The organism is Enterobacter quasihormaechei (assembly GCF_004331385.1).
Taxonomy (GTDB): Bacteria; Pseudomonadota; Gammaproteobacteria; order Enterobacterales; family Enterobacteriaceae; genus Enterobacter; species Enterobacter quasihormaechei.
Genome location: NZ_SJON01000002.1, coordinates 107,064 through 130,973, shown reverse-complemented (window position 1 = coordinate 130,973; position 23,910 = coordinate 107,064). Strand labels below are relative to the sequence as shown.

Here is a 23,910-nt window from a genome sequence, read left to right as displayed (position 1 = left end):
ATGACTCAAATCGACCGCCTGCTCGGCATCATGAAGCGTCTTCGCGACCCGGAAAACGGCTGCCCGTGGGACAAAGAGCAGACTTTCGCCACCATCGCGCCTTACACGCTGGAAGAGACTTACGAAGTGCTGGACGCGATTTCGCGTGAAGATTTCGACGACCTGCGCGGCGAGCTGGGTGACCTGCTGTTCCAGGTGGTGTTCTACGCCCAGATGGCGCAGGAAGAGGGGCGCTTTAACTTTGACGATATCTGCGCCGCTATCAGCGACAAGCTGGAGCGTCGTCATCCGCATATCTTTGGCGACGCCACCGCAGGCAACAGTGCGGAAGTGCTGGCGCGCTGGGAGCAGATTAAAAGCGCCGAACGCGCTGAAAAATCTCAGCACTCGGCGCTGGACGACATTCCCCTGAGCTTGCCTGCGCTGATGCGCGCCCACAAAATTCAAAAGCGCTGCTCGGCGGTAGGATTTGACTGGCACTCTCTTGGCCCGGTGCTGGAAAAAGTGCACGAAGAGATCGACGAAGTGATGCACGAAGCGCAGCAGGCCGTTGTGGATGAAGCAAAGCTGGAAGAGGAGATGGGCGATCTGCTGTTTGCGACCGTCAACCTTTCGCGCCACCTCGGCGTAAAAGCGGAAACGGCGCTGCAAAAAGCGAACATTAAATTCGAACGACGCTTTCGCGAAGTGGAGAGGATTGTGGCCTCGCGCGGCCTGGAAATGAGCGGCATTGACCTCGAGGCGATGGAAGAAGTCTGGCAGGAAGTAAAACGCCAGGAACATGATCTCTAACGAAATTTTGCGATCAAGCGCAATTTGTGTGATTTTTTAAATGACAAGCGCTTGATTTGCGTCAAAAACATTTACCCAAAAGGGGCTATTTTCTCACTCCTTATGTTTGTCATGGCCTGGGAAGGAGACGGAGAATGAAAGTTTGTGGCGCTCGTCGTGTTCGGGTATACTACTTTCCCGTCCTGGTTATTCCATCGTTTCACCCTAACTTCTCAGGTTCAGCATGACAACGAACTATATTTTTGTGACCGGCGGGGTCGTATCCTCTCTGGGTAAAGGCATTGCCGCAGCCTCCCTCGCAGCCATTCTTGAAGCCCGTGGCCTCAATGTGACCATGATGAAACTGGATCCGTACATCAACGTCGATCCTGGCACCATGAGCCCAACCCAACACGGGGAAGTGTTCGTTACTGAAGACGGCGCTGAAACCGATCTGGATCTTGGTCACTACGAGCGTTTCATCCGTACCAAAATGACCCGTCGTAACAACTTTACGACTGGCCGTATCTACTCTGACGTGCTGCGTAAAGAGCGCCGTGGCGACTACCTGGGCGCAACCGTGCAGGTTATCCCACACATCACTAACGCTATCAAAGAACGCGTCCTCGCCGGTGGCGAAGGGCACGACGTTGTGCTGGTTGAAATCGGCGGTACCGTAGGGGATATCGAATCCCTGCCGTTCCTCGAAGCGATTCGTCAGCTGGCGGTAGATATTGGGCGCGAACACGCGCTGTTCATGCACTTGACGCTGGTGCCATACATGGCAGCCGCGGGTGAAGTGAAAACCAAACCGACTCAGCACTCCGTTAAAGAGCTGCTCTCTATCGGTATTCAGCCAGACATCCTGGTTTGCCGCTCCGATCGCGCGATTCCGGCGAACGAACGTGCGAAAATTGCATTGTTCTGTAACGTGCCTGAAAAAGCCGTTATTTCAATGAAAGACGTCGATTCCATTTATAAAATCCCGGGCCTGTTGAAATCTCAGGGTCTGGACGATTATATTTGTAAACGATTCAGCTTGAACTGTCCGGAAGCTAACCTGTCTGAATGGGAGCAGGTGATTTACGAAGAAGCCAATCCGGGCGGTGAAGTGACTATCGGTATGGTCGGTAAGTACATTGAACTGCCGGACGCCTATAAGTCAGTTATCGAAGCGCTGAAGCACGGTGGTCTGAAGAATCGCGTCTCCGTGAACATCAAGCTGATTGATTCGCAGGATGTTGAAACGCGCGGCGTCGAAATTCTGAAAGATCTGGACGCTATCCTCATCCCTGGCGGCTTCGGCTACCGCGGTGTTGAAGGCAAGATCGCCACTGCACGCTATGCGCGTGAAAACAATATTCCATACCTCGGCATCTGCCTGGGTATGCAGGTTGCGCTGATCGAATTTGCGCGCAACGTAGCGGGAATGGAAAACGCGAACTCTACGGAATTTGTGCCAGACTGTAAGTACCCTGTCGTGGCGCTGATTACGGAATGGCGCGACGAAGACGGTAACGTCGAAGTCCGTACCGAGAAGAGCGATCTGGGTGGCACCATGCGTCTTGGCGCACAGGCCTGCCAGCTGTCCGACGATAGCGTAGTTCGCCAGCTGTACGGCGAGCCGGTCATCACCGAGCGCCATCGTCACCGCTATGAAGTCAACAACATGTTGTTGAAACAAATTGAAGCTGCGGGCCTGCGTGTTGCGGGCCGCTCCGGGGACGATCAGTTAGTCGAGATCATCGAAGTGCCTAACCATCCGTGGTTCGTTGCTTGCCAGTTCCACCCGGAATTTACTTCAACGCCGCGTGACGGACATCCGCTGTTTGCCGGCTTCGTGAAAGCCGCCAGCGAGTACCAGAAGCGTCAGGCGAAGTAAAAAAAGTTAGAACGGCAACGCGTACCCCTGGTACGCGTTGTTTGTCTGGAGTTTTAGTTTAACTTGTACTGAGGAAAATCTAATGTCCAAAATCGTTAAAGTCATCGGTCGTGAAATCATCGACTCCCGTGGTAACCCGACCGTTGAAGCCGAAGTTCATCTGGAAGGTGGTTTCGTCGGTATGGCAGCTGCTCCATCAGGTGCTTCTACAGGTTCCCGCGAAGCGCTGGAACTGCGTGATGGCGACAAATCCCGTTTCATGGGCAAAGGCGTACTGAAAGCGGTTGGCGCTGTTAACGGTCCTATTGCTCAGGCTATCATTGGCAAAGATGCCAAAGATCAGGCTGGCATCGACAAGATCATGATCGATCTGGACGGTACTGAAAACAAATCTAACTTCGGTGCGAACGCAATCCTGGCGGTTTCCCTGGCGAACGCCAAAGCAGCCGCGGCTGCTAAAGGTATGCCACTGTTCGAGCACATCGCTGAACTGAACGGCACCCCAGGCAAATACTCCATGCCTGTACCAATGATGAACATCATCAACGGTGGTGAGCACGCAGACAACAACGTTGATATTCAGGAATTCATGATTCAGCCAGTTGGCGCGAAAACCCTGAAAGAAGCGGTTCGTATGGGTTCTGAAGTGTTCCACAACCTGGCTAAAGTTCTGAAAGCTAAAGGTATGAACACTGCTGTTGGTGACGAAGGCGGCTACGCGCCAAACCTGGGTTCTAACGCAGAAGCGCTGGCTGTTATCGCTGAAGCGGTTAAAGCAGCAGGCTACGAGCTGGGCAAAGACATCACCCTGGCGATGGACTGTGCAGCATCTGAATTCTACAAAGACGGTAAATACGTTCTGGCTGGCGAAGGCAACAAAGCGTTCACCTCCGAAGAGTTCACTCACTTCCTGGAAGACCTGACCAAACAGTACCCAATCGTGTCTATCGAAGACGGTCTGGACGAGTCTGACTGGGATGGTTTCGCATACCAGACCAAAGTACTGGGCGACAAAATCCAGCTGGTTGGTGACGATCTGTTCGTAACCAACACCAAGATCCTGAAAGAAGGCATCGAGAAAGGCATCGTTAACTCCATCCTGATCAAATTCAACCAGATCGGTTCTCTGACCGAAACGCTGGCAGCGATCAAAATGGCGAAAGACGCTGGCTACACCGCTGTTATCTCTCACCGTTCTGGCGAAACTGAAGACGCGACCATTGCCGACCTGGCTGTGGGTACCGCTGCTGGCCAGATCAAAACCGGTTCTATGAGCCGTTCTGACCGTGTTGCTAAATACAACCAGCTGATTCGTATCGAAGAAGCGCTGGGCGAAAAAGCACCATACAACGGCCGTAAAGAGATCAAAGGTCAGGCATAAGCCCGAGCTTTCATTTCAATAAAAAAACCCGCTTCGGCGGGTTTTTTGTTTTCTATAACAGAAGCGGCAGCGTTGCGCTGGCCGTTTGCTGACTCACCTCGCCGTAACGGCCATCGATGGCGATAAGGGAAGTGGTAAGCAGCTCGATAAGCAGCATGACGCCAACTTTGGCATTCAGCGCACCCGCGCTCAGCGGCCCCTCGGGCTTTGCCGCAACCAGCTGCATATCGCTGAGGGACGCCAGCGGGCTGCGTGGCGTATTGCTGAGCGCCAGCACCTGCACGCCGCGCTTGCGGGCTAGCTTCACGACGTGGAGTAAATCGCGGGTCGATCCCGAACTTGAGATAGCGACCACCAGCGTCTCGTCAGACAGCGTTGCCGCATTCATGGCCGCGCGATGCATATCGCTAAACAGCTGCGCGGGTTTGCCCAGCCGCAGGAGCTTGTAATGCAGATATTCCCCGAGGATCGCGCTGGCGGCCACCCCGTAAATCTGCACCGACCGCGCCTGATGCAGCGCCTGCGCGGCCTTTTCCAGCAGCGCTCTGTCGAGGAGCCTGGCGGTATCCTGTAGGGCCTGCACGGATTCATCCACGACGTTATCGATTTCATCCCCGGCCTGACGTGCGGGCTGGCCCTGCTGAATATCCAGCGCCAGCGCCATTTTGAATTCGTTATATCCCTTACAGCCCAGCGTCCGGCACAGGCGCGTCACGCTGGCTTCGCTGGTGTGACTTTCGCGCGCCAGCTCGGTGATCGTCAGGTACAGCACCCGCGCAGGATCGTTGAGAACAAACTCCCCCAGCTTTTGTTGCGTCGGGCTGTACCCGGAAGCCTCCTGGCGTAACTTCAGCAGCAGGTTTTCATGGTCTGACATGCTAGATCCTTAATGCGTTTCTCTGTCGACTAGTGTGGCGGAAAGCGGGGGAGAGATGCCAGCGATTTCGAAAAAGTATGATCCGCCTCCTGGATTTGTGATGATTATTTTCACTTTTAATTTTTATTGTGATAAAAATTTTCATCATTACACCAGGGGATGAAAAAAATGATGCACATGTTCAGCGGCGCTTCTTCCGGCGGATGGTTTGAAAAAGCGCAGCGCTTCGGCAAATCGTTTATGCTGCCCATCGCCGTTTTGCCGGCGGCGGGGCTATTACTGGGGATCGGTGGTGCGCTGTCGAACCCCAATACCCTTACGGCCTACCCATTTTTAAACGTGGGCTGGCTACAGGCCATCTTCACCATCATGAGCAGTGCGGGTTCGATTGTGTTTGCGAACCTGTCCGTGCTGTTCGCCGTTGGGGTTGCCGTTGGGTTAGCGAAAAACGATAAAGGCACGGCGGGGCTGGCGGCCCTGCTCGCGTATCTGGTGATGAACGCCACCATCAACGCCCTGCTGATCCTGACCGGAAAGCTGGCCCTTGAAAATCCGGGTGCCGCAGGGCAGGGTATGACGCTGGGCATTCAGACGCTGGAAACCGGCGTGTTTGGCGGCGTGGTTATTGGTCTGGTGACTTGCGCGCTGCACCATCGGTTTAACAAAATCGCGCTTCCGCAGTTCCTGGGCTTCTTTGGCGGCTCGCGCTTTGTTCCGATTATCAGCTCGCTGGCGGCGATACTCGTCGGGGCGCTCATGACCGTTGTCTGGCCGCACTTCCAGAAGCTGATCTTTGGCCTCGGCGGTCTGGTGGACGCCACCGGCTATCTGGGCACCCTGCTGTACGGTTTTATCCTGCGCATGCTTGGCCCGTTTGGTCTGCACCACATCTTTTATCTGCCGTTCTGGACCACCGCGCTCGGCGGAAGTGAAATCGTTAACGGACACCTGGTTGAGGGGACGCAGCGGATCTTCTTCGCTCAGCTCGCCGACCCGAACACCCAGCACTTCTATGAGGGCACGTCGCGCTTCATGTCCGGGCGCTTTATCACGATGATGTTTGGCCTGCTCGGCGCCTGCCTGGCGATGTACCACACGGCTAAACCCGAGAACAAAAAGCGCGTAGCCGGGCTGCTGCTGTCAGCGGCGTTAACCTCTTTCCTGACGGGCATTACCGAGCCCATCGAGTTCTCATTCCTGTTTATTGCGCCGGTGCTGTACGTCATTCATGCGCTGTTTGACGGGCTGGCGTTTATGCTCGCGCACATGCTGCATATCACCATCGGGCAAACCTTCTCCGGCGGCTTTATTGACTTTGTGCTGTTTGGCATTTTGCAGGGGGAGGCGAAAACCAACTGGATGTTCGTCCCGCTGGTGGGTGTGCCGTGGTTCTTCCTCTACTACGTTACCTTCCGCTATCTGATTAACCGCTTTGATTTCGCCACGCCGGGCCGTGAAAGGGAAGCGGTGGCCGACGCCGAAGCCTTACCGCAAAGCGAGCGCGCCGCAGCGGTGATCGCCGGGCTGGGCGGCAAAGACAATCTCGAAGACGTTGACTGCTGCGCCACGCGCCTTCGCGTCACGGTAAAAGAGGGCAGCAGGGTGAATGAAGCGGCCCTGAAAGCGACTGGCGCGCGCGGCGTCATCGTACGAGGTAACGGCGTTCAGGTCATCTATGGCCCGCACGTCACCATCATCAGGAACGAAGTGGAAGAGATGTTATCGTAATGAAAACTGTACTGAATACCCTGAAGGGGAAGCTGGTTGTCTCCTGTCAGGCGCTGGAAAACGAACCCTTACACAGCCCGTTTATTATGTCGCGAATGGCGCTGGCGGCGGCGCAGGGCGGGGCCGCTGCGATCCGCGCCAACAGCGTGGTGGACATTGAGGCGATCAAAGGGCTGGTTTCGCTGCCGGTTATCGGCATCATCAAGCGGGACTATCCCGATAGCGAGGTGTTTATCACCGCGACGATGAAAGAGGTGGATGAGCTGATGGCGGTCGCGCCGGACATCATCGCGCTGGACGCGACCGCCCGTAAGCGTCCCGGCGGGGAGACTCTGGAGACGCTGATCGGGCAGATCCGCGCCCGTTACCCCTCGCTGCTGCTGATGGCTGATATTTCCACCGTGCAGGAGGCCGTGACCGCGCAGGCGCTTGGTTTTGACTGCATCGGAACCACGCTCTACGGCTACACGGCGGAAACGGCGGGCCATTCGCTTCCGGAGAATGACTGCGCGTTTCTGAAAGCGGTGCTGGCGGCCGTTACGGTTCCGGTGATTGCGGAAGGCAACGTGGACACCCCCGAGCGTGCGGCAAAATGCCTGGCGCTGGGGGCGCATACGGTGGTTGTCGGGGGCGCAATCACCCGGCCACAGCAAATCACCGGGCGTTTTATGGCAGCGATAGGCGCGCAAAGCACCGATGGAGCATGATCATCCGGCGGGGATCTGCGATACTTATCGTTTATCCCCTTAACTGAGAAGATTATGCAGTACCCGATTAACGAGATGTTCCAGACCCTGCAAGGCGAGGGTTACTTTACCGGCGTTCCCGCTATTTTTATTCGTTTACAGGGATGCCCGGTTGGCTGCGCCTGGTGTGATACCAAACATACGTGGGATAAGCTCGCAGATCGGGAAGTGTCGCTGTTCAGCATTCTGGCGAAAACCAAAGAGAGCGATAAATGGGGGGCGGGCAGTGCGGAAGATCTGCTGGCCATTATTGGTCGTCAGGGCTGGACGGCGCGCCACGTCGTCATCACCGGCGGGGAACCCTGCATTCACGATCTGATGCCGCTCACCGAGCTGCTCGAAAAGAACGGCTATAGCTGCCAGATCGAAACCAGCGGCACCCATGAAGTGCGCTGCTCCCACTCAACGTGGGTAACGGTTTCACCAAAGGTGAATATGCGCGGCGGTTACGACGTGCTGTCGCAGGCGCTTGAGCGCGCGGATGAAATTAAGCACCCGGTAGGGCGCGTGCGCGACATCGAGGCGCTGGATGAACTGCTGGCAACGCTGACGGACGAAAAGCAGCGCGTGATTGCGCTTCAGCCCATCAGCCAGAAAGACGATGCGACCCGTCTGTGCATTGAAACCTGTATCGCCCGCAACTGGCGGCTGTCGATGCAGACGCACAAATATTTGAACATTGCCTGATGTTTCCGTGGCCCCGCTTAACGCGGGGCTTTTGACGTTGGCAGTAATGCCCAGGTCACGACGGCCGACCCAAGGCAAATCGCACTGTTGAAAAGTAAGGCATACTGCGCGGCGCTGGCCGCTCCCATCGGCAGCCATAGGGCGTACAGCGAAGCGGTGACCGCAATACCCATAGCACCGCCCAGGGAACTGCCCATCTTATAGATCCCTGAAGCCACGCCCACCTTATTTTCAGGCGCATTCATCACCGCCGTGTCCGTTGAGGGTGTGGCGTAACATCCTAGCCCCAGCCCGAATAAAATGTTGCTCAGAAACACGGTGACGATGTAGACCTCTTTGCTTAAAAAGGTGCATGAAATTAACGTGATACCCGTTGCGGTCAGCAGCGGTCCGGTCATCATCGGCAGCCTCGCGCCGTAGCGCTGAAGCAGTTTTTCACCCACCCGGATCATCGCCAGTACGGTGACCAGATACCCCAGCGTCATCATGCCGGTCTGTAGCGGTGACAGATGATGCCCTTGCTGTAACCAGATGCTGGCGATCATCATGGTGCCAATGCAGCCGTTGAGCAGGAAGTTTGAGCATACCGAGGCGGTGTAGGCCCGGTTTTTAAACAGGGCAAAGTCAATCAGCGCCGCATCGCCTTTCCGTCGCCCGGTAATAACAAAGCACATCAGTGCAATCACTGCGCCAGACAGCACCATAAGCGATACACCGCTGCTCCAGCCCCAGCCGTGTCCTTTGCTGATAAACAGATTAAAGAGCACCAGCATAAGGACAAAACTCACCAGGCCGCTGATATCCAGCTTGTGTCGACACGCATCAGGGCTGCGGCTTTCCGGGGTGGCGCGGATAAGCAATAGCGCGGCCAGAGCCACCACCATGGAGAAAATAAAAATCCAGCGCCAGCCCAGCGTGGTGGCGATGGCACCCCCCACAAACGAGCTCAGGCCACTGCCGCCCCAGGAGCCGATAACCCAAAAGCTGATGGCGCGCTGGCGTGCTTTACCGTCATACCAGGTCTTAATCAGCGCCAGCGTGGCGGGCATGATGCAGGCCGCTGACAGCCCCTGTATCGCCCTTCCCAACAGAAACAGGACGGGCTCCCATGAAATGAACAGCAGACCGCTCCCGATAATGCTCAGGAACAGGCCCATCATGGTCAGGCGCACGCGCCCAAACTTATCGGCAAACCCACCGCAGGCAACGACGAAGCAGCCGCTGAACAACGCGCTCAGGCTGACGGCGAGCGTGAGGGTTTCGAGGGCAATATCGAGGCTATTCTGAATGGCCGGAACAACGTTGATAACCGACTGGGCAAAGAGCCAGAATGTCAGAACGCTCATGACGATACCCGCCAGCAGCCGATCGTTACCGGCGTAGGCGGAGGTGCCTGTCAGGGAAACGGTACTCATAATGTGCCCTCCCGGGAAGGTGCGAATCAGCGCAGATAGTGTTCGGTCAGTGCGGCCCACAGCGCCGCGCCGGTGAGGAGAATGTTGTCGTTAAAGTCGTAGCCCGGGTTATGCACCATGCAGCGGTCAGGCTCATCCCCGGCGCCAAGCGTGAAATAGCACCCATTGGGATTTTTCTCGAGCATGAATGCAAAGTCCTCGCTGCCCATAAACGCATTCACCTCCGCGACGGAATCCTGACCGAACAGATCGGTGGCGACGCTACGCACCATCTCGTTGGCTTGCGGATTGTTTTTCAGCACCGGGCTGCCGTTAATGTGACGGATGGTGGCCGTAGCATTGAAGCTTTCTGCCTGCGCAACGGCAATATCATGGATGCGCTGTAGCACGGTTTGCCGCACGCGTTCATCCAGCGTGCGCACGGTCAGTTTCATCAATACCTTGTCGTTGATAATGTTGGGCGCGTGCCCGGCCTGAATGCTGCCAACGGTAACGACGGCAGGCTGGAAGGGGGTGATGTTGCGCGAAACAATCGACTGCAAAGCGACAGTGATATGGCAGGCAACCAGAGTGGCATCAACGGTATGTTCTGGCACCGCGCCGTGACCACCCACGCCGTTAACCTCAATATGAAGGGTGTCGGAAGAGGCCATCATGGCGCCATCGCGCAGACCGATTTTTCCGACGGGCTGTGACGGCATATTGTGCAGGCCAAAAATATGGTCGCAGGGGAACAGGTCAAACAAGCCGTCCTCCAGCATGACGCGTCCGCCATACAGAAGCTCTTCCGCCGGCTGAAAAATAAGGTGCAGCGTGCCGTTAAAATTGCGGGTGCGCGCCAGGTACTCCGCTGCATACAGGAGCGTAGTGGTGTGGCCGTCATGACCGCAGCCGTGGAACTTACCTTCAACGGTGCTGCTCCACGCCTTGCCGCTGTTTTCCTGCATTGGCAGTGCGTCCATATCGGCGCGCAGGCCCAGGCGTTTATGCCCGTTACCCACCTTCAGCGTGCCGACCACCCCGGTTTTGGCCAGACCGCGATGAACCTCATAACCCCATTCCTGGAGCAGCGCCGCCACGCGATCGCTGGTGTTGTGCTCTTCAAAACCAATTTCAGGATGCTGATGAAAATAGCGGCGTAGTTCAGTGAACTGAGCTTCATTGCCGCGTAGGGCTTCGATGATTGGATGTGTCATTTTTGTTATCCCTTTTATGCCAAACGGTGATAATTTCGAGTCTATGACGATCGTACCGCCTGAAAATGCCCTTTTTTGTTGTAAATCGACGGTTTTGTTTTGATTGTTTTTCATACAATTCAGTTATGACAAAAAAGAGCAGGTCATTATTTGTCTTTGGTGAGGAAAAGGATGGAGCAGCGGGGAGATGAATTCCGGGTAGAGATTCAGGACATTCGCCAGTGTGTGGAGGATGAAGGCGATACGCTGACGTTGCTTTGGGTGCTGGAAGGGCGGGCAGAGCTGAGCACCGATGTGGGGCGTGAGATCCTGGAGGCCAATAGCCTTGCCATCATCAACCGTCATCGGCGCTGGCAGTTCGCGAGTGAAACGGCCAACGTCACCCTGCGCGTAACCCTTGCCGGGCGCTGGGTCGTCCAGCTCTGCAAGGATTTTTTTGCCCATGATTATGCCGTACCGGCAGAAGCCGGAGGCGTCTGGCCGCAGTGCGATGCGCTTCGCGATCTGTTGCGCCAGCTCTTGGTGGTCACGCTCATCAACGATCCGCACCGCTACCGGCTGGAGGCGTACCGCTGGCTGAGCGAGATATTACTGTTGCTGACCAGCCGGTTTCAGCAGCCCGCCCGTATGCTGCCCCGTGAACTTTCCTCTGTGCACAGTAAACGCATCGCCCGGGTGATAGAGCGAATCAATGCCAGTTATACCCGCCGCATTACGCTTGCGGAAATCGCCGCGAGTGAATATGTCTCTGAAGCCTGGCTTTCTCGTCTCTTTCGAAAGGAGGTGGGGAGCAGTTTCATGCAGTACATCACTGCCCTGCGGCTGGAAAAGGCGGCTGATGCTCTGCGCCTGACCAATCGGCCGCTGCACCAGATTGCGCTTGAGCAGGGGTTCGCCAGCACGCGCATGATGAGCGATCGGTTTCGGCATGCTTACAATATGTCCCCGGGTGAGTTTCGTAAGGCCCGACGCCAGCACCCGGAGGCCGCACGCGTTCGTACGGACAGGCGTGAGCAGCACCATCCGGTCCCCGTGGACAAGCTGTTCAGCCTGCTCAATGAACCGGAGGCGCGCGGCTGGGTATCCTCGCCGCTCATCGTTCACCCGCAGCAGGAGCAGAGTCTGGATCTGGAGCTGCTTAACCCTCTCTCCGCCTCGCTGCGCCGTATGCGGGTGGTTATTACCCTGCGCGAGCTCGACGATTTGCTGCGTGAGGACGTTCGTCATAATCTGGAGGCCATCGGTGAGACCCTGACCATTGAGGGCATTGATATCGCCGAGCCTTTTCTGAGCAGCCGTCTGTTTGCCGCCGGGTGGGATGACGCGCAGCGGGCGGGCTACGCCTGCTGGTACAATCTGCATCAGATCTTCACCTGGCTGGCAAAAAAACAGTGGACGGTACTGCTCCACACCGGCGTAACGACCCGTCGCGATCTTCTTACCCGCTTTTTACACCGGTCAGTTAATCATTTTTCGCCAGAGGTCACCGCGGGCTGGCACTTTGTGATGCACTGGTCAGCCCAGGCGAGTGAGGAGGCCCGGGAACAGGTCTGGCTGGCGCAGCAAAAGGTAATACGAACCTGGCTTCCGCAGGCAAAGTTTGGTTTATGGCACCGATTTTCACCCGTTAACGCGGGCGTGGGCGACGATACCCTGTTCAGCTCAGCCATTCTGAGGCAGGCCGATTTTCTTGCCTGTTCGGCCGATGCCAATGAACTTCTCGATCCGGCGCAGGGGGAGCCAACCGATCTCTCCTCCACGGAAAATTACCCGATACTGAAGATCCGCCAGATCCTCGCCGCCCTTCGCCTGCGCAAATGTTCGCTTCCGGTCTGGCTTCTCTCCTGGAATACCCTCACCGGCAGTACGCGGGCGACAAACGGCTGGTTTTTTCGGGGGGCGCTGCTGATGCAGAACCTGATCGGACTTTCGGAACAGGTATGGCTGGCGGGATTCTGGCTAGATTCGGGTCTTCAGGGCGAAGCCCGCGCGAACGACACCATTGATACATCAAGCCTTGCGCTACAGTATAACCATGGTCTGCCGCGTCCTGTTTATTGGGTACTCTGGCTCTGGCAACGCCTGCGGGGCGAGGTGCTGGTAAACGACGGGCGTGTTCTGCTCACGCGCCATCACAATGGTTACCAGCTGCTGCTGCGCAATGTGGTGGTTTTTAATCCGCTCCTTTCCAGTGAAGAAGCCTTCATCCAGCGCTTTCGCCAGCAGTATCATTTACACCTGAAGGGAATGCGCGGGAAATGGCGAATCAAGTGCCATCTTTTTGATCGGCACAACGGCGCGCTCTATCCGTTGCTTGAAGGTATCGGCAGCGAAAGCGGCCCTGACGAAGAGATGTGGCGCTGGATAGCCCATAAAGCGCGTCCAACGCTTTCTGTACGCGATGAACGCCTTTTTGACGGCTGGCAAATGACGGAATCACTGGAGAGTAATGCGCTGGTGCTCTACGAGTTTACGCCACTCGTGCCTCTTGAGGGCGAAACGGAAGAGATTCACTCCCCGCGATAGACGCAGCCTGCGGTACAGGTCTCTTTGATCATGACCGCGCTCAGCAGTGGCACCAGCGGCTTCATCTGATCCCAAATCCATTTCGCCAGCACTTCGCTGGTTGGGTTTTCAAGGCCCGGAATATCATTCAGATAGTAGTGATCAAGACGATCGTAGGTCGGCTTAAACGCAGCTTTCAGTTCGGCGAAGTCCATGATCCAGCCCGTATGGGGATCGACTTCACCGGTGATTTCAAGACGCACCATAAACGAATGTCCGTGCAGGCGGCCACATTTGTGCCCGGCAGGAACGTGTGGAAGGTGGTGTGCGGCTTCGAAGGTGAAATCTTTAAACAGTGTGGTGGACATCATAGCTCTCAGGAATGCGGAAAAAACCGCCGCATAGTACCGGAAAGCACAATTTTTATCATTAACTAAAACGGCTCTGAGCGGTCACCGCCTTGTATTCCCGGCGTTTATCGGCTTTAGTTCTTTTATTTCAATTATTTATTTAATCGCTTTTATCGTTAAGAACGATAACTAAAACAGGTTAGTCCATTTGGTTATTTATTATTTCCATCCCTTCTTTAATTGTTATTATCCCCGCCGTTAACCTTATCTTCAGTTTGGATTTATTCGCTTAAAGTCCGCTTTGCTACTGGAACATAACGACGCATGACAACACAGGCCCCACCTTCAAATTTGCTTCCCCTCAACCCGGAGCAACTGGCGCGCCTACAGGCCGCGACTTCCGATTTTTCACCCACCCAGCTCGCCTGGGTTTCCGGCTATTTCTGGGGAATGCTGAACCAGCAGCCGGGTGCCGTGGCTGGCGTACCGCCAACTGCCGTTGAAATTCCTGCCATCACGCTGATCTCTGCCTCGCAAACGGGCAATGCCCGTCGCGTGGCCGAAGCGCTGCGTGATGACCTGCTCGCCGCGAAGCTGAACGTAAACCTGGTGAACGCCGGGGATTATAAATTCAAACAAATCGCGTCAGAAAAGCTGCTGGTGGTTGTCGCCTCAACGCAGGGGGAAGGTGAGCCTGCGGAAGAAGCCGTCGCGCTGCACAAGTTCCTGTTCTCGAAAAAAGCGCCAAAGCTGGAGGGCACGGCTTTTGCCGTGTTCGGCCTCGGCGATACGTCCTATGAATTCTTCTGCCAGTCCGGTAAAGACTTCGACAGCAAGCTGGCGGAGCTGGGCGCCGAGCGCCTGCTGGATCGCGTAGACGCGGATGTGGAATACCAGGCCGCCGCCGCCGAATGGCGCGCGCGCATCGTTGAGGTGCTGAAAGCCTGCGTCCCGAAAGAGACGCCGGCGCAGGCTGCCGTTACCGCAGCGGGCACCGTCAACGAGATCCACACCAGCCCTTACACCAAAGAGAGTCCGCTGACGGCGAGCCTGTCGGTGAACCAGAAAATCACCGGCCGCGATTCGGAAAAAGACGTGCGCCATATTGAGATCGAGCTTGGCGATGCCGGCGTGCGCTATCAGCCCGGCGACGCGCTGGGCGTCTGGTATCAGAACGATCCGGCGCTGGTGCAAGAGCTCGTCGAGCTGCTGTGGCTGAAAGGCACCGAGCCGGTCTCCGTTGAAGGCAAAACGCTACCGCTTTCCGAGGCGCTCCAGTGGCATTTCGAACTGACGGTTAATACCGCTAACATCGTGGAAAACTACGCCACCTTAACGCGCAGCGAGTCCCTCCTGCCGCTGGTGGGGGATAAGGCGAAGTTACAGCATTACGCCGCGACAACCCCGATTGTCGATATGGTGCGTTTCTCCCCGGCACAGCTGGATGCCGACGCGCTGATTGGCCTGCTGCGTCCGCTGACGCCGCGCCTTTACTCCATCGCCTCCTCTCAGGCTGAAGTGGAAAGCGAAGTCCACATCACCGTCGGCGTGGTGCGTTACGATATCGAAGGTCGTGCGCGGGCGGGCGGGGCGTCGAGCTTCCTTGCCGACCGCGTTGAAGAAGAGGGCGAGGTGCGCGTCTTTATCGAGCACAACGACAACTTCCGCCTGCCGGCGAACCCGGAAACGCCGGTGATCATGATTGGTCCGGGCACCGGCATTGCGCCGTTCCGCGCCTTCATGCAGCAGCGTGCGGCAGACGGCGCGCCGGGTAAAAACTGGCTGTTCTTCGGCAACCCGCACTTTACCGAAGATTTCCTCTACCAGGTGGAGTGGCAGCGCTACGTCAAAGACGGCGTGCTGACCCGCATCGATCTGGCCTGGTCCCGCGATCAGAAAGAAAAAGTCTACGTACAAGACAAACTGCGCGAACAGGGCGCAGAGCTGTGGCGCTGGATCAATGACGGTGCACACATTTATGTCTGCGGCGACGCCAATCGCATGGCGAAGGACGTTGAGCAGGCACTGCTGGAAGTGATTGCCGAATTCGGCGGTATGGATGCCGAAACGGCGGATGAATTTTTAAGTGAGCTGCGCGTAGAGCGCCGTTATCAGCGAGATGTCTACTAATGAGCGAAAAACATCCTGGCCCACTGGTGGTCGAAGGCAAACTGACTGATGCCGAGCGCATGAAGGTAGAGAGCAACTACCTGCGCGGTACCATTGCCGAAGATTTGAATGACGGCCTGACCGGCGGTTTTAAAGGTGACAACTTCCTGCTGATCCGTTTCCACGGAATGTACCAGCAAGACGACCGCGATATCCGCGCCGAGCGTGCAGAACAGAAGCTGGAGCCGCGTCACGCAATGCTGCTGCGCTGCCGTCTGCCGGGTGGGATCATCACCACGAAACAGTGGCAGGCGATCGACAAGTTTGCCCATGACAACACGATTTACGGCAGCATTCGTCTGACCAACCGTCAGACCTTCCAGTTCCACGGCATTCTGAAGAAGAACGTGAAGCCGGTTCACCAGATGCTGCACTCCGTGGGCCTGGACGCGCTGGCGACCGCCAACGACATGAACCGTAACGTGCTCTGCACCTCGAACCCGTACGAGTCCGAGCTGCACGCCGAAGCGTATGAGTGGGCGAAGAAAATTTCCGAGCACCTGCTGCCGCGCACCCGCGCCTATGCGGAGATCTGGCTCGATCAGGAAAAAGTCGCCACCACCGATGAAGAGCCGATCCTCGGCCAGACCTATCTGCCGCGTAAGTTCAAAACCACGGTGGTGATCCCGCCGCAGAACGACATCGATCTGCACGCCAACGACATGAACTTCGTGGCGATTGCGGAAAACGGCAAGCTGATCGGCTTTAACCTGCTGGTGGGCGGCGGTTTGTCCATCGAGCACGGTAACAAGAAAACCTACGCCCGCACCGCGACCGAGTTCGGTTTCCTGCCGCTGGAACACACGCTGGCCGTGGCGGAAGCGGTGGTCACTACCCAGCGCGACTGGGGCAACCGTACCGACCGTAAAAACGCGAAAACCAAATACACGCTCGAACGCGTCGGCGTGGAGACGTTCAAAGAAGAAGTGGAGCGTCGCGCGGGCATCAAATTTGAGCCGATCCGCCCTTATGAATTTACCGGCCGCGGCGATCGCATCGGCTGGGTCAAAGGTATCGACAATAACTGGCACCTGACGCTGTTCATTGAAAATGGCCGTATTCTGGATTATCCGGGCCGTCCGCTGAAAACCGGCCTGCTGGAAATCGCGAAGATCCACAAAGGCGAGTTCCGTATCACCGCTAACCAGAACCTGATCGTCGCCAGCGTGCCGGAAAGCGAAAAGGCGAGAATTGAAGAGCTGGCGCGCGAGCACGGGTTGATGAACGCGGTGAAGCCGCAGCGTGAAAATTCCATGGCCTGCGTATCGTTCCCGACCTGTCCGCTGGCGATGGCCGAAGCCGAGCGTTTCCTGCCGTCATTCACCGACAAAGTGGAAGCGATTCTGGAAAAACACGGCATTCCGGACGAGCATATTGTTATGCGCGTGACGGGCTGCCCGAACGGTTGTGGTCGCGCGATGCTGGCCGAGCTGGGGCTGGTGGGTAAAGCGCCGGGTCGCTATAACCTGCACCTGGGCGGTAACCGTATCGGCACGCGCATCCCGCGTATGTTCCGCGAGAACATCACCGAGCCGGAAATTCTCGATTCCCTCGACGTGCTTGTCGGACGCTGGGCAAAAGAGCGCGAAGCGGGTGAAGGCTTCGGAGACTTTACGGTACGCGCGGGTATCATTCGCCCGGTGCTCGATCCCGCACGGGATTTCTGGGAATAACCCATCCTTTGCCCGGTGGCGCTTCGCTTACCGGGCCTACGGGTTTGTAGGCCGGGCAAACGCAGTGCCGCCCGGCGAAACAGGCAAACGAGGTTCTTATGTCCGTACTCGATCTAAACGCCCTGAATGCGCTGCCAAAAGTCGAACGCATTCTGGCCCTGGCAGAAACCAACGCCCAGCTGGAAAAGCTCGACGCCGAAGGGCGCGTGGCCTGGGCGCTGGAAAATCTGCCGGGAGACTACGTGCTCTCGTCGAGCTTTGGCATTCAGGCAGCGGTCAGCCTGCATCTGGTGAATCAGATCCGTCCGGACATTCCGGTGATCCTCACCGATACCGGCTACCTGTTCCCGGAGACCTACCAGTTTATCGACGAGCTGACAGACAAGCTCAGGCTGAACCTGAAGGTTTATCGCGCAACGGAAAGCGCGGCATGGCAGGAGGCGCGTTACGGCAAGCTGTGGGAGCAGGGCGTTGAAGGCATTGAGAAATACAATGAAATCAACAAAGTCGAGCCGATGAACCGGGCGCTGAAAGAGCTGAACGCCCAGACCTGGTTCGCCGGCCTGCGCCGGGAGCAGTCCGGGAGCCGCGCAACCTTACCGGTACTGGCTGTGCAGCGCGGCGTGTTCAAAGTGCTGCCGATCATCGACTGGGATAACCGCACGGTGTATCAGTACCTGCAAAAACACGGGCTGAAGTACCATCCGCTGTGGGATCAGGGCTACCTGTCAGTGGGGGATACCCACACCACGCGCAAATGGGAACCGGGAATGGCCGAAGAAGAGACGCGATTCTTTGGGCTGAAGCGCGAGTGCGGGCTGCACGAAGGGTAATGTTTTTTCGCCCGGTGGCGCTGCGCTTACCGGGCCTATAACGGCACGAAACGTAGGCCCGGTAAGGCGTAACCGCCACCGGGCTTAACGACATCAGGCTTTGCCCGCTTTCGCCAGCTCCTTCACCAGCGGCAGCATCACTTTCACGACATCCCGGCTGCGGTGCTCAATCCGCTGCGGCAGCGTTTTATCAATGTGCTGCTGATTATCCAGCCGCACGTCATGCCAGCTGGTCCCGTTCGGGAACGCCTTTGATTTGGCGCGCTGCTGATAGCCGTCCTTTTTGCCCAGCGTCCAGTTCGTCGCCTCGACGTACAGCACCGGGATGCCGGCCTTATCAAACACTTCACCGTCATTACAGCAGCCCGTGCCTTTTGGATAATCCGGATTACCGCCCGGGTTTGTCGCGGCATAGACGCCATGCGAACGGGCAAGCGCCAGCGCGCGGTCGCGGGTGAGTTTACGCACGCTGCTCGGCGTGCTCTGTCCGCTATTAAAATAGAGCTTATCGCCAACGATCAGATTATCGAGGTTAATCACTAACAGCGTATTTTTCTTCTCCGCAGGGCTCATACGTTTGAGGAGATTCTCAGCGCCGAGTTTTCCTTCTTCTTCGCCGCTGGTCGCCACAAAGCGAATGCTGTATTCCGTTGGAATATTCTTCAGCCGTTCGGCCAGCTCAAGCATGACGCCCAGCCCTGCCGCATTGTCATCCAGCCCCTGAAGCGTCAACCCGCCGAGGTTATTGTCAATATCGGCGTCGCTCATCGGGGCGTAGGTATCAAGATGCGCCATGATGATAATCTGCTCAGCCGCTTTCCCCTCATGCGCCGCAATCACCGTGCTGCCGGTCACGTTATGCCAGTTTTGCGTTTTATTCCGTGAGGTAAAGATGTAGCGGCTGTGAAAAGCGCGAATGTTGCTTTCGTAGCCCATATCCGCAAACTGCTGACGAATATAGTCTGCCGAGAGCATTTCGGCTGGGGTGCCGGTCATGCGGCCCGGAAAGACAGTCGCAATATGCCGTGCCTGCATACTGGCTATTTCACCGTAAGATTGATTTTTTGCCTGAGCCGGAAGGATAAAGCAAACGCCGAGCGCCAGGGCAACGAATCGGTGGCGCATTGCGGAAAACATAGTGAGTCCTTAAAAACAGAGCAAAATTTTAACCCGCATAGTATGAAACTGTGATCGGGTAGACACAATTTGAATTGCTCTTAAATGCCCGAAATTTCGCGTGTTAAGCACTTTTTGATATTTGCTTTTCCACGGCGTTATTCCATTGAGTAACTACTCATTCCAATTCGTAATTTCATTCGATCTAAGCCGCCCCCTATAGTCCCCTTATTCCTTGTTGTTAGCGAGTTGTTGCCTGTGGACTATCTCCCCCTTTTTGCCACCCTGAAAGACCGACCGGTACTGGTTGTCGGGACGGGTGAAATTGCCGATCGCAAAATCGCGTTTTTGCAGCGCGCAGGGGCGCAGGTGCAGGTCGTAGAAGAGGCGGATTTTGAAGCGTCACAGATAGACAGCGTAGTGCTGGTCATTGCGGCAACCGAAGATCGGGCGCTCAATCGGCGCATCTCCGACGCCGCCCAGGCCCGTCACCGTCTGGTTAACGTGGTAGACGACCAGCCGCTGTGTTCATTTATCTTCCCGTCGATTGTTGATCGCTCGCCGCTGCTGGTGGCGATCTCCTCCGGCGGTACCGCACCGGTGCTGGCGCGCGTGCTGCGGGAAAAAATCGAAGCGCTGCTGCCAACCAGCCTCGGACGCATGGCGGAGAAAGCCAGCTACTGGCGCAGCCACCTGAAAACCCGTCTCACCAGCGTGGCGGAACGCCGCCGCTTCTGGGAGCGCGTTTTTCGCGGACGCTTTGCCAGCCTGATGCATGCCGGCAACGAGACGGCGGCGCAGCAAGTCCTCCAGGACGAGCTGGATAACCCCGGCAGTACGGGCGGGGAGATCATTCTGGTGGGCGCCGGGCCGGGCGATGCCGGGCTGCTGACGCTGCGTGGCCTCCAGGTGCTTCAGGATGCGGACGTGGTGTTCTACGACCACCTGGTCACCGACGGCATCCGCGAGCTGATCCGCCGGGACGCGGAGCAAATTTGCGTCGGCAAACGCGCCGGCGAGCACTCCGTGCCGCAGCACGACACTAACCAGATGCTGATTGCCGCCGCGAAAGCGGGCAAGACCGTGGTGCGCCTGAAAGGGGGGGACCCGTTTATCTTCGGACGTGGTGGCGAAGAATTGCAGGCGGCAGCCGAAGCGGGCGTTCCGTTTCAGGTGGTCCCCGGCATTACGGCGGCATCTGCCGTCACCGCCTATGCCGGTATTCCGCTAACCCATCGCGATTACGCCCAGAGCGTAACCTTCGTGACCGGGCACTATAAAGCCGACAGCACGCCGTTTGACTGGTCGCATCTGGCCCAGAGTCGACAAACGCTGGCGATTTATATGGGCACGATGAAGGCGGCAGACATCAGCGAACAGCTTATTCAGCACGGTCGCGATGCGACGACGCCGGTAGCCGTGATTTCCCGCGGAACACGCGTCGATCAGCACGTCGCTATCGGCACATTACAAGACCTTGCAACCCTGGCGAAAGATGCCCCGATGCCCGCCCTGATCGTGGTGGGAGAAGTGGTGCAGCTGCACAGCACGCTCGCCTGGTTCCAGCACACAACCGACACAGAAGGCTTCGGGTCTTCTGTTATCAATTTGGCTTAAGGAACGGTTATGGACCAAAAACGACTGACTCACCTGCGGCAGCTTGAAGCGGAAAGTATCCATATTATCCGCGAAGTGGCCGCCGAGTTTTCTAACCCGGTGATGATGTATTCCATCGGTAAAGATTCCAGCGTCATGCTGCACCTGGCGCGTAAAGCGTTTTATCCGGGCACGCTGCCGTTCCCGCTGCTGCACGTGGATACCGGCTGGAAATTTCGCGAGATGTACGAGTTCCGCGACCGTACCGCCAAAGCCTACGGCTGCGAGCTGCTGGTGCACAAAAACCCGGAAGGGGTAGCGATGGGCATCAACCCGTTCGTGCACGGCAGCGCCAAGCATACCGACATCATGAAAACCGAAGGGCTGAAGCAGGCGCTGAATAAATACGGTTTCGACGCGGCCTTCGGCGGCGCGCGCCGCGACGAGGAGAAATCCCGCGCCAAGGAGCGAATCTACTCCTTCCGCGATCGCTTCCACCGCTGGGACCCGAAAAACCAGCGCCCGGAGCTGTGGCACAACTACAACGGCCAGATCAACAAGGGCGAAAGCATTCGCGTCTTCCCGCTCTCCAACTGGACCGAGCTGGATATCTGGCAGTACATCTATCTGGAAAATATTGAAATCGTTCCGCTGTATCTGGCCGCCGAGCGTCCGGTGCTGGAGCGCGACGGCATGCTGATGATGATCGACGACGATCGTATTGATTTACAGCCGGGCGAAGTGATCAAGAAGCAGATGGTCCGTTTCCGTACTCTCGGCTGCTGGCCGTTGACCGGCGCGGTGGAATCGAACGCGCAGACGCTGCCGGAGATCATCGAGGAGATGCTGGTGTCGACCACCAGTGAGCGACAGGGCCGCGTGATTGACCGCGACCAGGCAGGCTCCATGGAGCTGAAGAAACGTCAGGGTTATTTCTAAGGAGCCGCCATGAACACGACTATTGCCCAACAAATTGCCGATGAAGGCGGCGTGGAAGCTTATCTGCACGCCCAACAGTTCAAAAGCCTGCTGCGTTTCCTGACCTGCGGCAGCGTTGATGACGGGAAAAGTACCCTGATTGGTCGTTTGCTGCACGACACGCGCCAGATTTACGAAGATCAGCTCTCTTCCCTGCACAACGACAGTAAACGTCATGGTACCCAGGGCGAAAAACTCGATCTGGCGCTGCTGGTGGACGGCTTGCAGGCGGAGCGTGAGCAGGGCATCACCATTGATGTGGCCTATCGCTACTTCTCCACCGAGAAGCGCAAGTTTATTATCGCCGACACCCCGGGGCATGAGCAGTACACCCGCAACATGGCAACCGGCGCCTCCACCTGCGACCTGGCGATCCTGCTGATCGACGCCCGCAAAGGCGTGCTGGATCAGACCCGTCGTCACAGCTTTATCTCTACGCTGCTGGGGATCAAACACCTGGTGGTGGCGGTCAATAAAATGGACCTGGTGGACTACAGCGAAGCGCGATTCGACGAGATCCGCCAGAGCTACCTGACCTTTGCTGAACAGCTGCCGGGCAACCTGGATATTCGCTTCGTGCCGCTCTCGGCGCTGGAAGGGGATAACGTCGCCTCTCAGAGCGCGAAGATGCCGTGGTACAGCGGCCCAACGCTGCTGGAAGTGCTGGAAACCGTTGAAATTCAGCGCGTGGTTGAGACCCAGCCGATGCGCTTCCCGGTGCAGTACGTTAACCGCCCGAATCTCGATTTCCGCGGCTTCTCGGGCACCATTGCGTCCGGCTCCGTCAACGTGGGCCAGCGCGTGAAGGTGCTGCCGTCCGGCGTGGAATCGGCCATTGCCCGTATTGTTACCTTTGATGGCGATCTGGACGAAGCCGGGGCAGGTGAAGCGGTGACGTTGGTACTGAAAGACGAGATTGATATCAGCCGTGGCGATCTGCTGGTTGACGCGAAGGAAACGCTGGCGGCGGTGCAGGGCGCATCCGTGGACGTGGTGTGGATGGCGGAACAGCCGCTGACCGCAGGCCAGAGCTACGATATGAAAATTGCCGGGAAGAAAACCCGTGCCCGCGTGGACGGCATTCAGTTCCAGGTGGACATCAACAACCTGACCCAGCGCGACGTAAGCGAGCTGCCGCTGAACGGCATTGGCCTGGTGGACCTGACCTTCGACGAGCCGCTGGTGCTGGATCCATATCAGCAGAACCCGGTGACGGGCGGGCTGATCTTCATCGACCGACTGACGAACGTCACCGTCGGTGCCGGGATGGTGCGCGAGCCAAACGCGCAGGCTGCCGTGGCCTCTGAGTTCAGCGCGTTTGAACTGGAGCTGAACGCGCTGGTGCGTAAGCACTTCCCGCACTGGGGCGCACGCGATCTGCTGGGAGGCAAGTAATGGCTGCCCATGATGAGAACGTCGTCTGGCATCCTCATCCGGTCACCGTCGCCCAGCGCGAACAGCTCCACGGTCACCGTGGGGTTGTGCTGTGGTTTACCGGGCTGTCTGGCTCCGGTAAATCCACGGTGGCAGGCGCCCTGGAAGAGGCGCTGCATCAGCAGGGAGTATGCACCTATCTGCTGGATGGCGACAACGTGCGTCACGGCCTGTGCAGTGATTTGGGGTTCAGCGATGCTGACCGCAAAGAGAATATTCGTCGGGTGGGAGAGGTCGCCAGCCTGATGGCGGATGCCGGGCTGGTGGTGCTGACGGCGTTTATCTCGCCGCACCGCGCTGAACGTCAGACGGTGCGTGAGCGCGTGGGGCAGAATCGCTTCATTGAGGTGTTTGTGGATACGCCGCTTGAGATCTGCGAAGCGCGCGATCCAAAAGGACTGTACAAAAAAGCCCGCGCGGGAGAGCTGCGAAACTTCACCGGGATTGACGCGGTTTACGAAGCGCCTGAATCCCCTGAGATTCATCTGGAAGGCCAACAATTGGTAACAAATTTAGTAAGCCAATTATTAGACCTGCTCAGACGGGACGATATTATCAGATCCTGAGACGGTA

19 protein-coding genes are annotated in these 23,910 nt (G+C 57.1%); 14 read left to right on the top strand and 5 right to left on the bottom strand.

Annotated elements, in window-relative coordinates; translation table 11 throughout:
• The 3 genes from mazG (at nucleotide 1) to eno (ending at nucleotide 4,034) form a co-directional block, all read left to right on the top strand.
• Nucleotides 1-792: a nucleoside triphosphate pyrophosphohydrolase gene (gene mazG, locus E0L16_RS03230; protein ID WP_063869337.1), complete on the top strand. Its 792-nt coding sequence runs from the start codon at nucleotides 1-3 to the stop codon at nucleotides 790-792.
• A 223-nt stretch (nucleotides 793-1,015) separates the two neighbouring features.
• Nucleotides 1,016-2,653 carry a glutamine hydrolyzing CTP synthase gene (gene pyrG / locus E0L16_RS03225; protein ID WP_063451903.1) on the top strand — a complete coding sequence of 546 codons (1,638 nt, stop codon included), beginning with the start codon at nucleotides 1,016-1,018 and terminating at the stop codon, nucleotides 2,651-2,653.
• Nucleotides 2,654-2,735: 82 nt separating this feature from the next.
• Entirely contained in the window at nucleotides 2,736-4,034 is a 1,299-nt protein-coding gene (eno, locus tag E0L16_RS03220) for a phosphopyruvate hydratase (RefSeq protein WP_013098515.1), read from the top strand.
• Between the two features lie 52 nt (nucleotides 4,035-4,086).
• Here eno and E0L16_RS03215 read toward each other — a convergent pair whose 3' ends face one another.
• Complete coding sequence (locus E0L16_RS03215; protein ID WP_112792733.1) at nucleotides 4,087-4,911, bottom strand: MurR/RpiR family transcriptional regulator; 825 nt, start codon at nucleotides 4,909-4,911, stop codon at nucleotides 4,087-4,089.
• 168 nt (nucleotides 4,912-5,079) lie between these two features.
• On the opposite strand from E0L16_RS03215, the gene E0L16_RS03210 reads away from it, so the two are divergent.
• The 3 genes from E0L16_RS03210 to queE are packed head-to-tail and all read left to right on the top strand — an operon-like array spanning nucleotide 5,080 to nucleotide 8,072.
• A complete protein-coding gene (locus E0L16_RS03210) occupies nucleotides 5,080-6,639 on the top strand; it encodes a maltose/glucose-specific PTS transporter subunit IIC (RefSeq protein WP_131636314.1) in 1,560 nt (519 codons plus the stop codon).
• Nucleotides 6,639-7,346: an N-acetylmannosamine-6-phosphate 2-epimerase gene (locus E0L16_RS03205; protein ID WP_063869342.1), complete on the top strand. Its 708-nt coding sequence runs from the start codon at nucleotides 6,639-6,641 to the stop codon at nucleotides 7,344-7,346. The genes E0L16_RS03210 and E0L16_RS03205 overlap by 1 nt, the downstream gene beginning before the upstream one ends.
• Before the next feature lie 54 nt (nucleotides 7,347-7,400).
• Nucleotides 7,401-8,072 (top strand): 7-carboxy-7-deazaguanine synthase QueE, encoded by a 672-nt coding sequence (gene queE / locus E0L16_RS03200; protein WP_006811780.1) that lies wholly within the window; start codon nucleotides 7,401-7,403, stop codon nucleotides 8,070-8,072.
• Between the two features lie 17 nt (nucleotides 8,073-8,089).
• Here queE and E0L16_RS03195 read toward each other — a convergent pair whose 3' ends face one another.
• Both E0L16_RS03195 and E0L16_RS03190 read right to left on the bottom strand, forming a co-directional pair.
• Nucleotides 8,090-9,487: an MFS transporter gene (locus E0L16_RS03195; RefSeq protein WP_131636313.1), complete on the bottom strand. Its 1,398-nt coding sequence runs from the start codon at nucleotides 9,485-9,487 to the stop codon at nucleotides 8,090-8,092.
• Nucleotides 9,488-9,513: 26 nt separating this feature from the next.
• Nucleotides 9,514-10,683: a M20 aminoacylase family protein gene (locus E0L16_RS03190; protein WP_131636312.1), complete on the bottom strand. Its 1,170-nt coding sequence runs from the start codon at nucleotides 10,681-10,683 to the stop codon at nucleotides 9,514-9,516.
• A gap of 171 nt (nucleotides 10,684-10,854) precedes the next feature.
• Between E0L16_RS03190 and E0L16_RS03185 the strand changes: the two genes are divergently transcribed.
• Nucleotides 10,855-13,209: a helix-turn-helix domain-containing protein gene (locus E0L16_RS03185; protein ID WP_131636311.1), complete on the top strand. Its 2,355-nt coding sequence runs from the start codon at nucleotides 10,855-10,857 to the stop codon at nucleotides 13,207-13,209.
• Here E0L16_RS03185 and queD read toward each other — a convergent pair.
• Nucleotides 13,194-13,559: a 6-carboxytetrahydropterin synthase QueD gene (gene queD, locus E0L16_RS03180; protein WP_006811776.1), complete on the bottom strand. Its 366-nt coding sequence runs from the start codon at nucleotides 13,557-13,559 to the stop codon at nucleotides 13,194-13,196. The two genes, E0L16_RS03185 and queD, sit on opposite strands and share 16 nt — an antisense overlap.
• A gap of 303 nt (nucleotides 13,560-13,862) precedes the next feature.
• Between queD and cysJ the strand changes: the two genes are divergently transcribed.
• The 3 genes from cysJ to cysH all read left to right on the top strand — a co-directional run bounded on the left by cysJ (nucleotide 13,863) and on the right by cysH (nucleotide 18,213).
• Nucleotides 13,863-15,668, top strand: coding sequence for an NADPH-dependent assimilatory sulfite reductase flavoprotein subunit (gene cysJ / locus E0L16_RS03175; RefSeq protein WP_131636310.1), 1,806 nt, complete (start codon nucleotides 13,863-13,865; stop codon nucleotides 15,666-15,668).
• A complete protein-coding gene (gene cysI / locus E0L16_RS03170) occupies nucleotides 15,668-17,380 on the top strand; it encodes an assimilatory sulfite reductase (NADPH) hemoprotein subunit (protein ID WP_131636309.1) in 1,713 nt (570 codons plus the stop codon). Before cysJ ends, cysI begins: the two co-directional genes overlap by 1 nt.
• A gap of 98 nt (nucleotides 17,381-17,478) precedes the next feature.
• Nucleotides 17,479-18,213: a phosphoadenosine phosphosulfate reductase gene (gene cysH / locus E0L16_RS03160; RefSeq protein ID WP_003862694.1), complete on the top strand. Its 735-nt coding sequence runs from the start codon at nucleotides 17,479-17,481 to the stop codon at nucleotides 18,211-18,213.
• A gap of 93 nt (nucleotides 18,214-18,306) precedes the next feature.
• Here the strand turns inward: cysH and E0L16_RS03155 are convergent, their stop codons facing one another.
• A complete protein-coding gene (locus tag E0L16_RS03155) occupies nucleotides 18,307-19,350 on the bottom strand; it encodes an aminopeptidase (protein WP_107533615.1) in 1,044 nt (347 codons plus the stop codon).
• A gap of 237 nt (nucleotides 19,351-19,587) precedes the next feature.
• Between E0L16_RS03155 and cysG the strand changes: the two genes are divergently transcribed.
• Genes cysG through cysC form a run of 4 tightly spaced genes read left to right on the top strand, consistent with a single transcriptional unit; the run spans nucleotide 19,588 to nucleotide 23,903 of the window.
• Entirely contained in the window at nucleotides 19,588-20,946 is a 1,359-nt protein-coding gene (cysG, locus tag E0L16_RS03150) for a siroheme synthase CysG (RefSeq protein WP_131636307.1), read from the top strand.
• Between the two features lie 9 nt (nucleotides 20,947-20,955).
• Nucleotides 20,956-21,864 (top strand): sulfate adenylyltransferase subunit CysD, encoded by a 909-nt coding sequence (gene cysD / locus E0L16_RS03145; protein WP_008499613.1) that lies wholly within the window; start codon nucleotides 20,956-20,958, stop codon nucleotides 21,862-21,864.
• A gap of 9 nt (nucleotides 21,865-21,873) precedes the next feature.
• A complete protein-coding gene (cysN, locus tag E0L16_RS03140) occupies nucleotides 21,874-23,298 on the top strand; it encodes a sulfate adenylyltransferase subunit CysN (protein WP_131636306.1) in 1,425 nt (474 codons plus the stop codon).
• A complete protein-coding gene (gene cysC / locus E0L16_RS03135; RefSeq protein WP_131636305.1) occupies nucleotides 23,298-23,903 on the top strand; it encodes an adenylyl-sulfate kinase in 606 nt (201 codons plus the stop codon). The genes cysN and cysC overlap by 1 nt, the downstream gene beginning before the upstream one ends.
• Nucleotides 23,904-23,910 lie beyond the last annotated feature (7 nt).

Coding starts and splice junctions, on each gene's coding strand:
- mazG (WP_063869337.1), top strand. CDS start 1: ATGACTCAAATCGACCGCCTGCTCGGCATCATGAAGCGTCTTCGCGAC.
- queE (WP_006811780.1), top strand. CDS start 7,401: ATGCAGTACCCGATTAACGAGATGTTCCAGACCCTGCAAGGCGAGGGT.
- cysH (WP_003862694.1), top strand. CDS start 17,479: ATGTCCGTACTCGATCTAAACGCCCTGAATGCGCTGCCAAAAGTCGAA.
- E0L16_RS03215 (WP_112792733.1), bottom strand. CDS start 4,911: ATGTCAGACCATGAAAACCTGCTGCTGAAGTTACGCCAGGAGGCTTCC.
- E0L16_RS03185 (WP_131636311.1), top strand. CDS start 10,855: ATGGAGCAGCGGGGAGATGAATTCCGGGTAGAGATTCAGGACATTCGC.
- cysN (WP_131636306.1), top strand. CDS start 21,874: ATGAACACGACTATTGCCCAACAAATTGCCGATGAAGGCGGCGTGGAA.
- E0L16_RS03210 (WP_131636314.1), top strand. CDS start 5,080: ATGATGCACATGTTCAGCGGCGCTTCTTCCGGCGGATGGTTTGAAAAA.
- cysI (WP_131636309.1), top strand. CDS start 15,668: ATGAGCGAAAAACATCCTGGCCCACTGGTGGTCGAAGGCAAACTGACT.
- E0L16_RS03190 (WP_131636312.1), bottom strand. CDS start 10,683: ATGACACATCCAATCATCGAAGCCCTACGCGGCAATGAAGCTCAGTTC.
- E0L16_RS03155 (WP_107533615.1), bottom strand. CDS start 19,350: ATGTTTTCCGCAATGCGCCACCGATTCGTTGCCCTGGCGCTCGGCGTT.
- pyrG (WP_063451903.1), top strand. CDS start 1,016: ATGACAACGAACTATATTTTTGTGACCGGCGGGGTCGTATCCTCTCTG.
- queD (WP_006811776.1), bottom strand. CDS start 13,559: ATGATGTCCACCACACTGTTTAAAGATTTCACCTTCGAAGCCGCACAC.
- eno (WP_013098515.1), top strand. CDS start 2,736: ATGTCCAAAATCGTTAAAGTCATCGGTCGTGAAATCATCGACTCCCGT.
- cysJ (WP_131636310.1), top strand. CDS start 13,863: ATGACAACACAGGCCCCACCTTCAAATTTGCTTCCCCTCAACCCGGAG.
- E0L16_RS03205 (WP_063869342.1), top strand. CDS start 6,639: ATGAAAACTGTACTGAATACCCTGAAGGGGAAGCTGGTTGTCTCCTGT.
- E0L16_RS03195 (WP_131636313.1), bottom strand. CDS start 9,487: ATGAGTACCGTTTCCCTGACAGGCACCTCCGCCTACGCCGGTAACGAT.
- cysC (WP_131636305.1), top strand. CDS start 23,298: ATGGCTGCCCATGATGAGAACGTCGTCTGGCATCCTCATCCGGTCACC.
- cysD (WP_008499613.1), top strand. CDS start 20,956: ATGGACCAAAAACGACTGACTCACCTGCGGCAGCTTGAAGCGGAAAGT.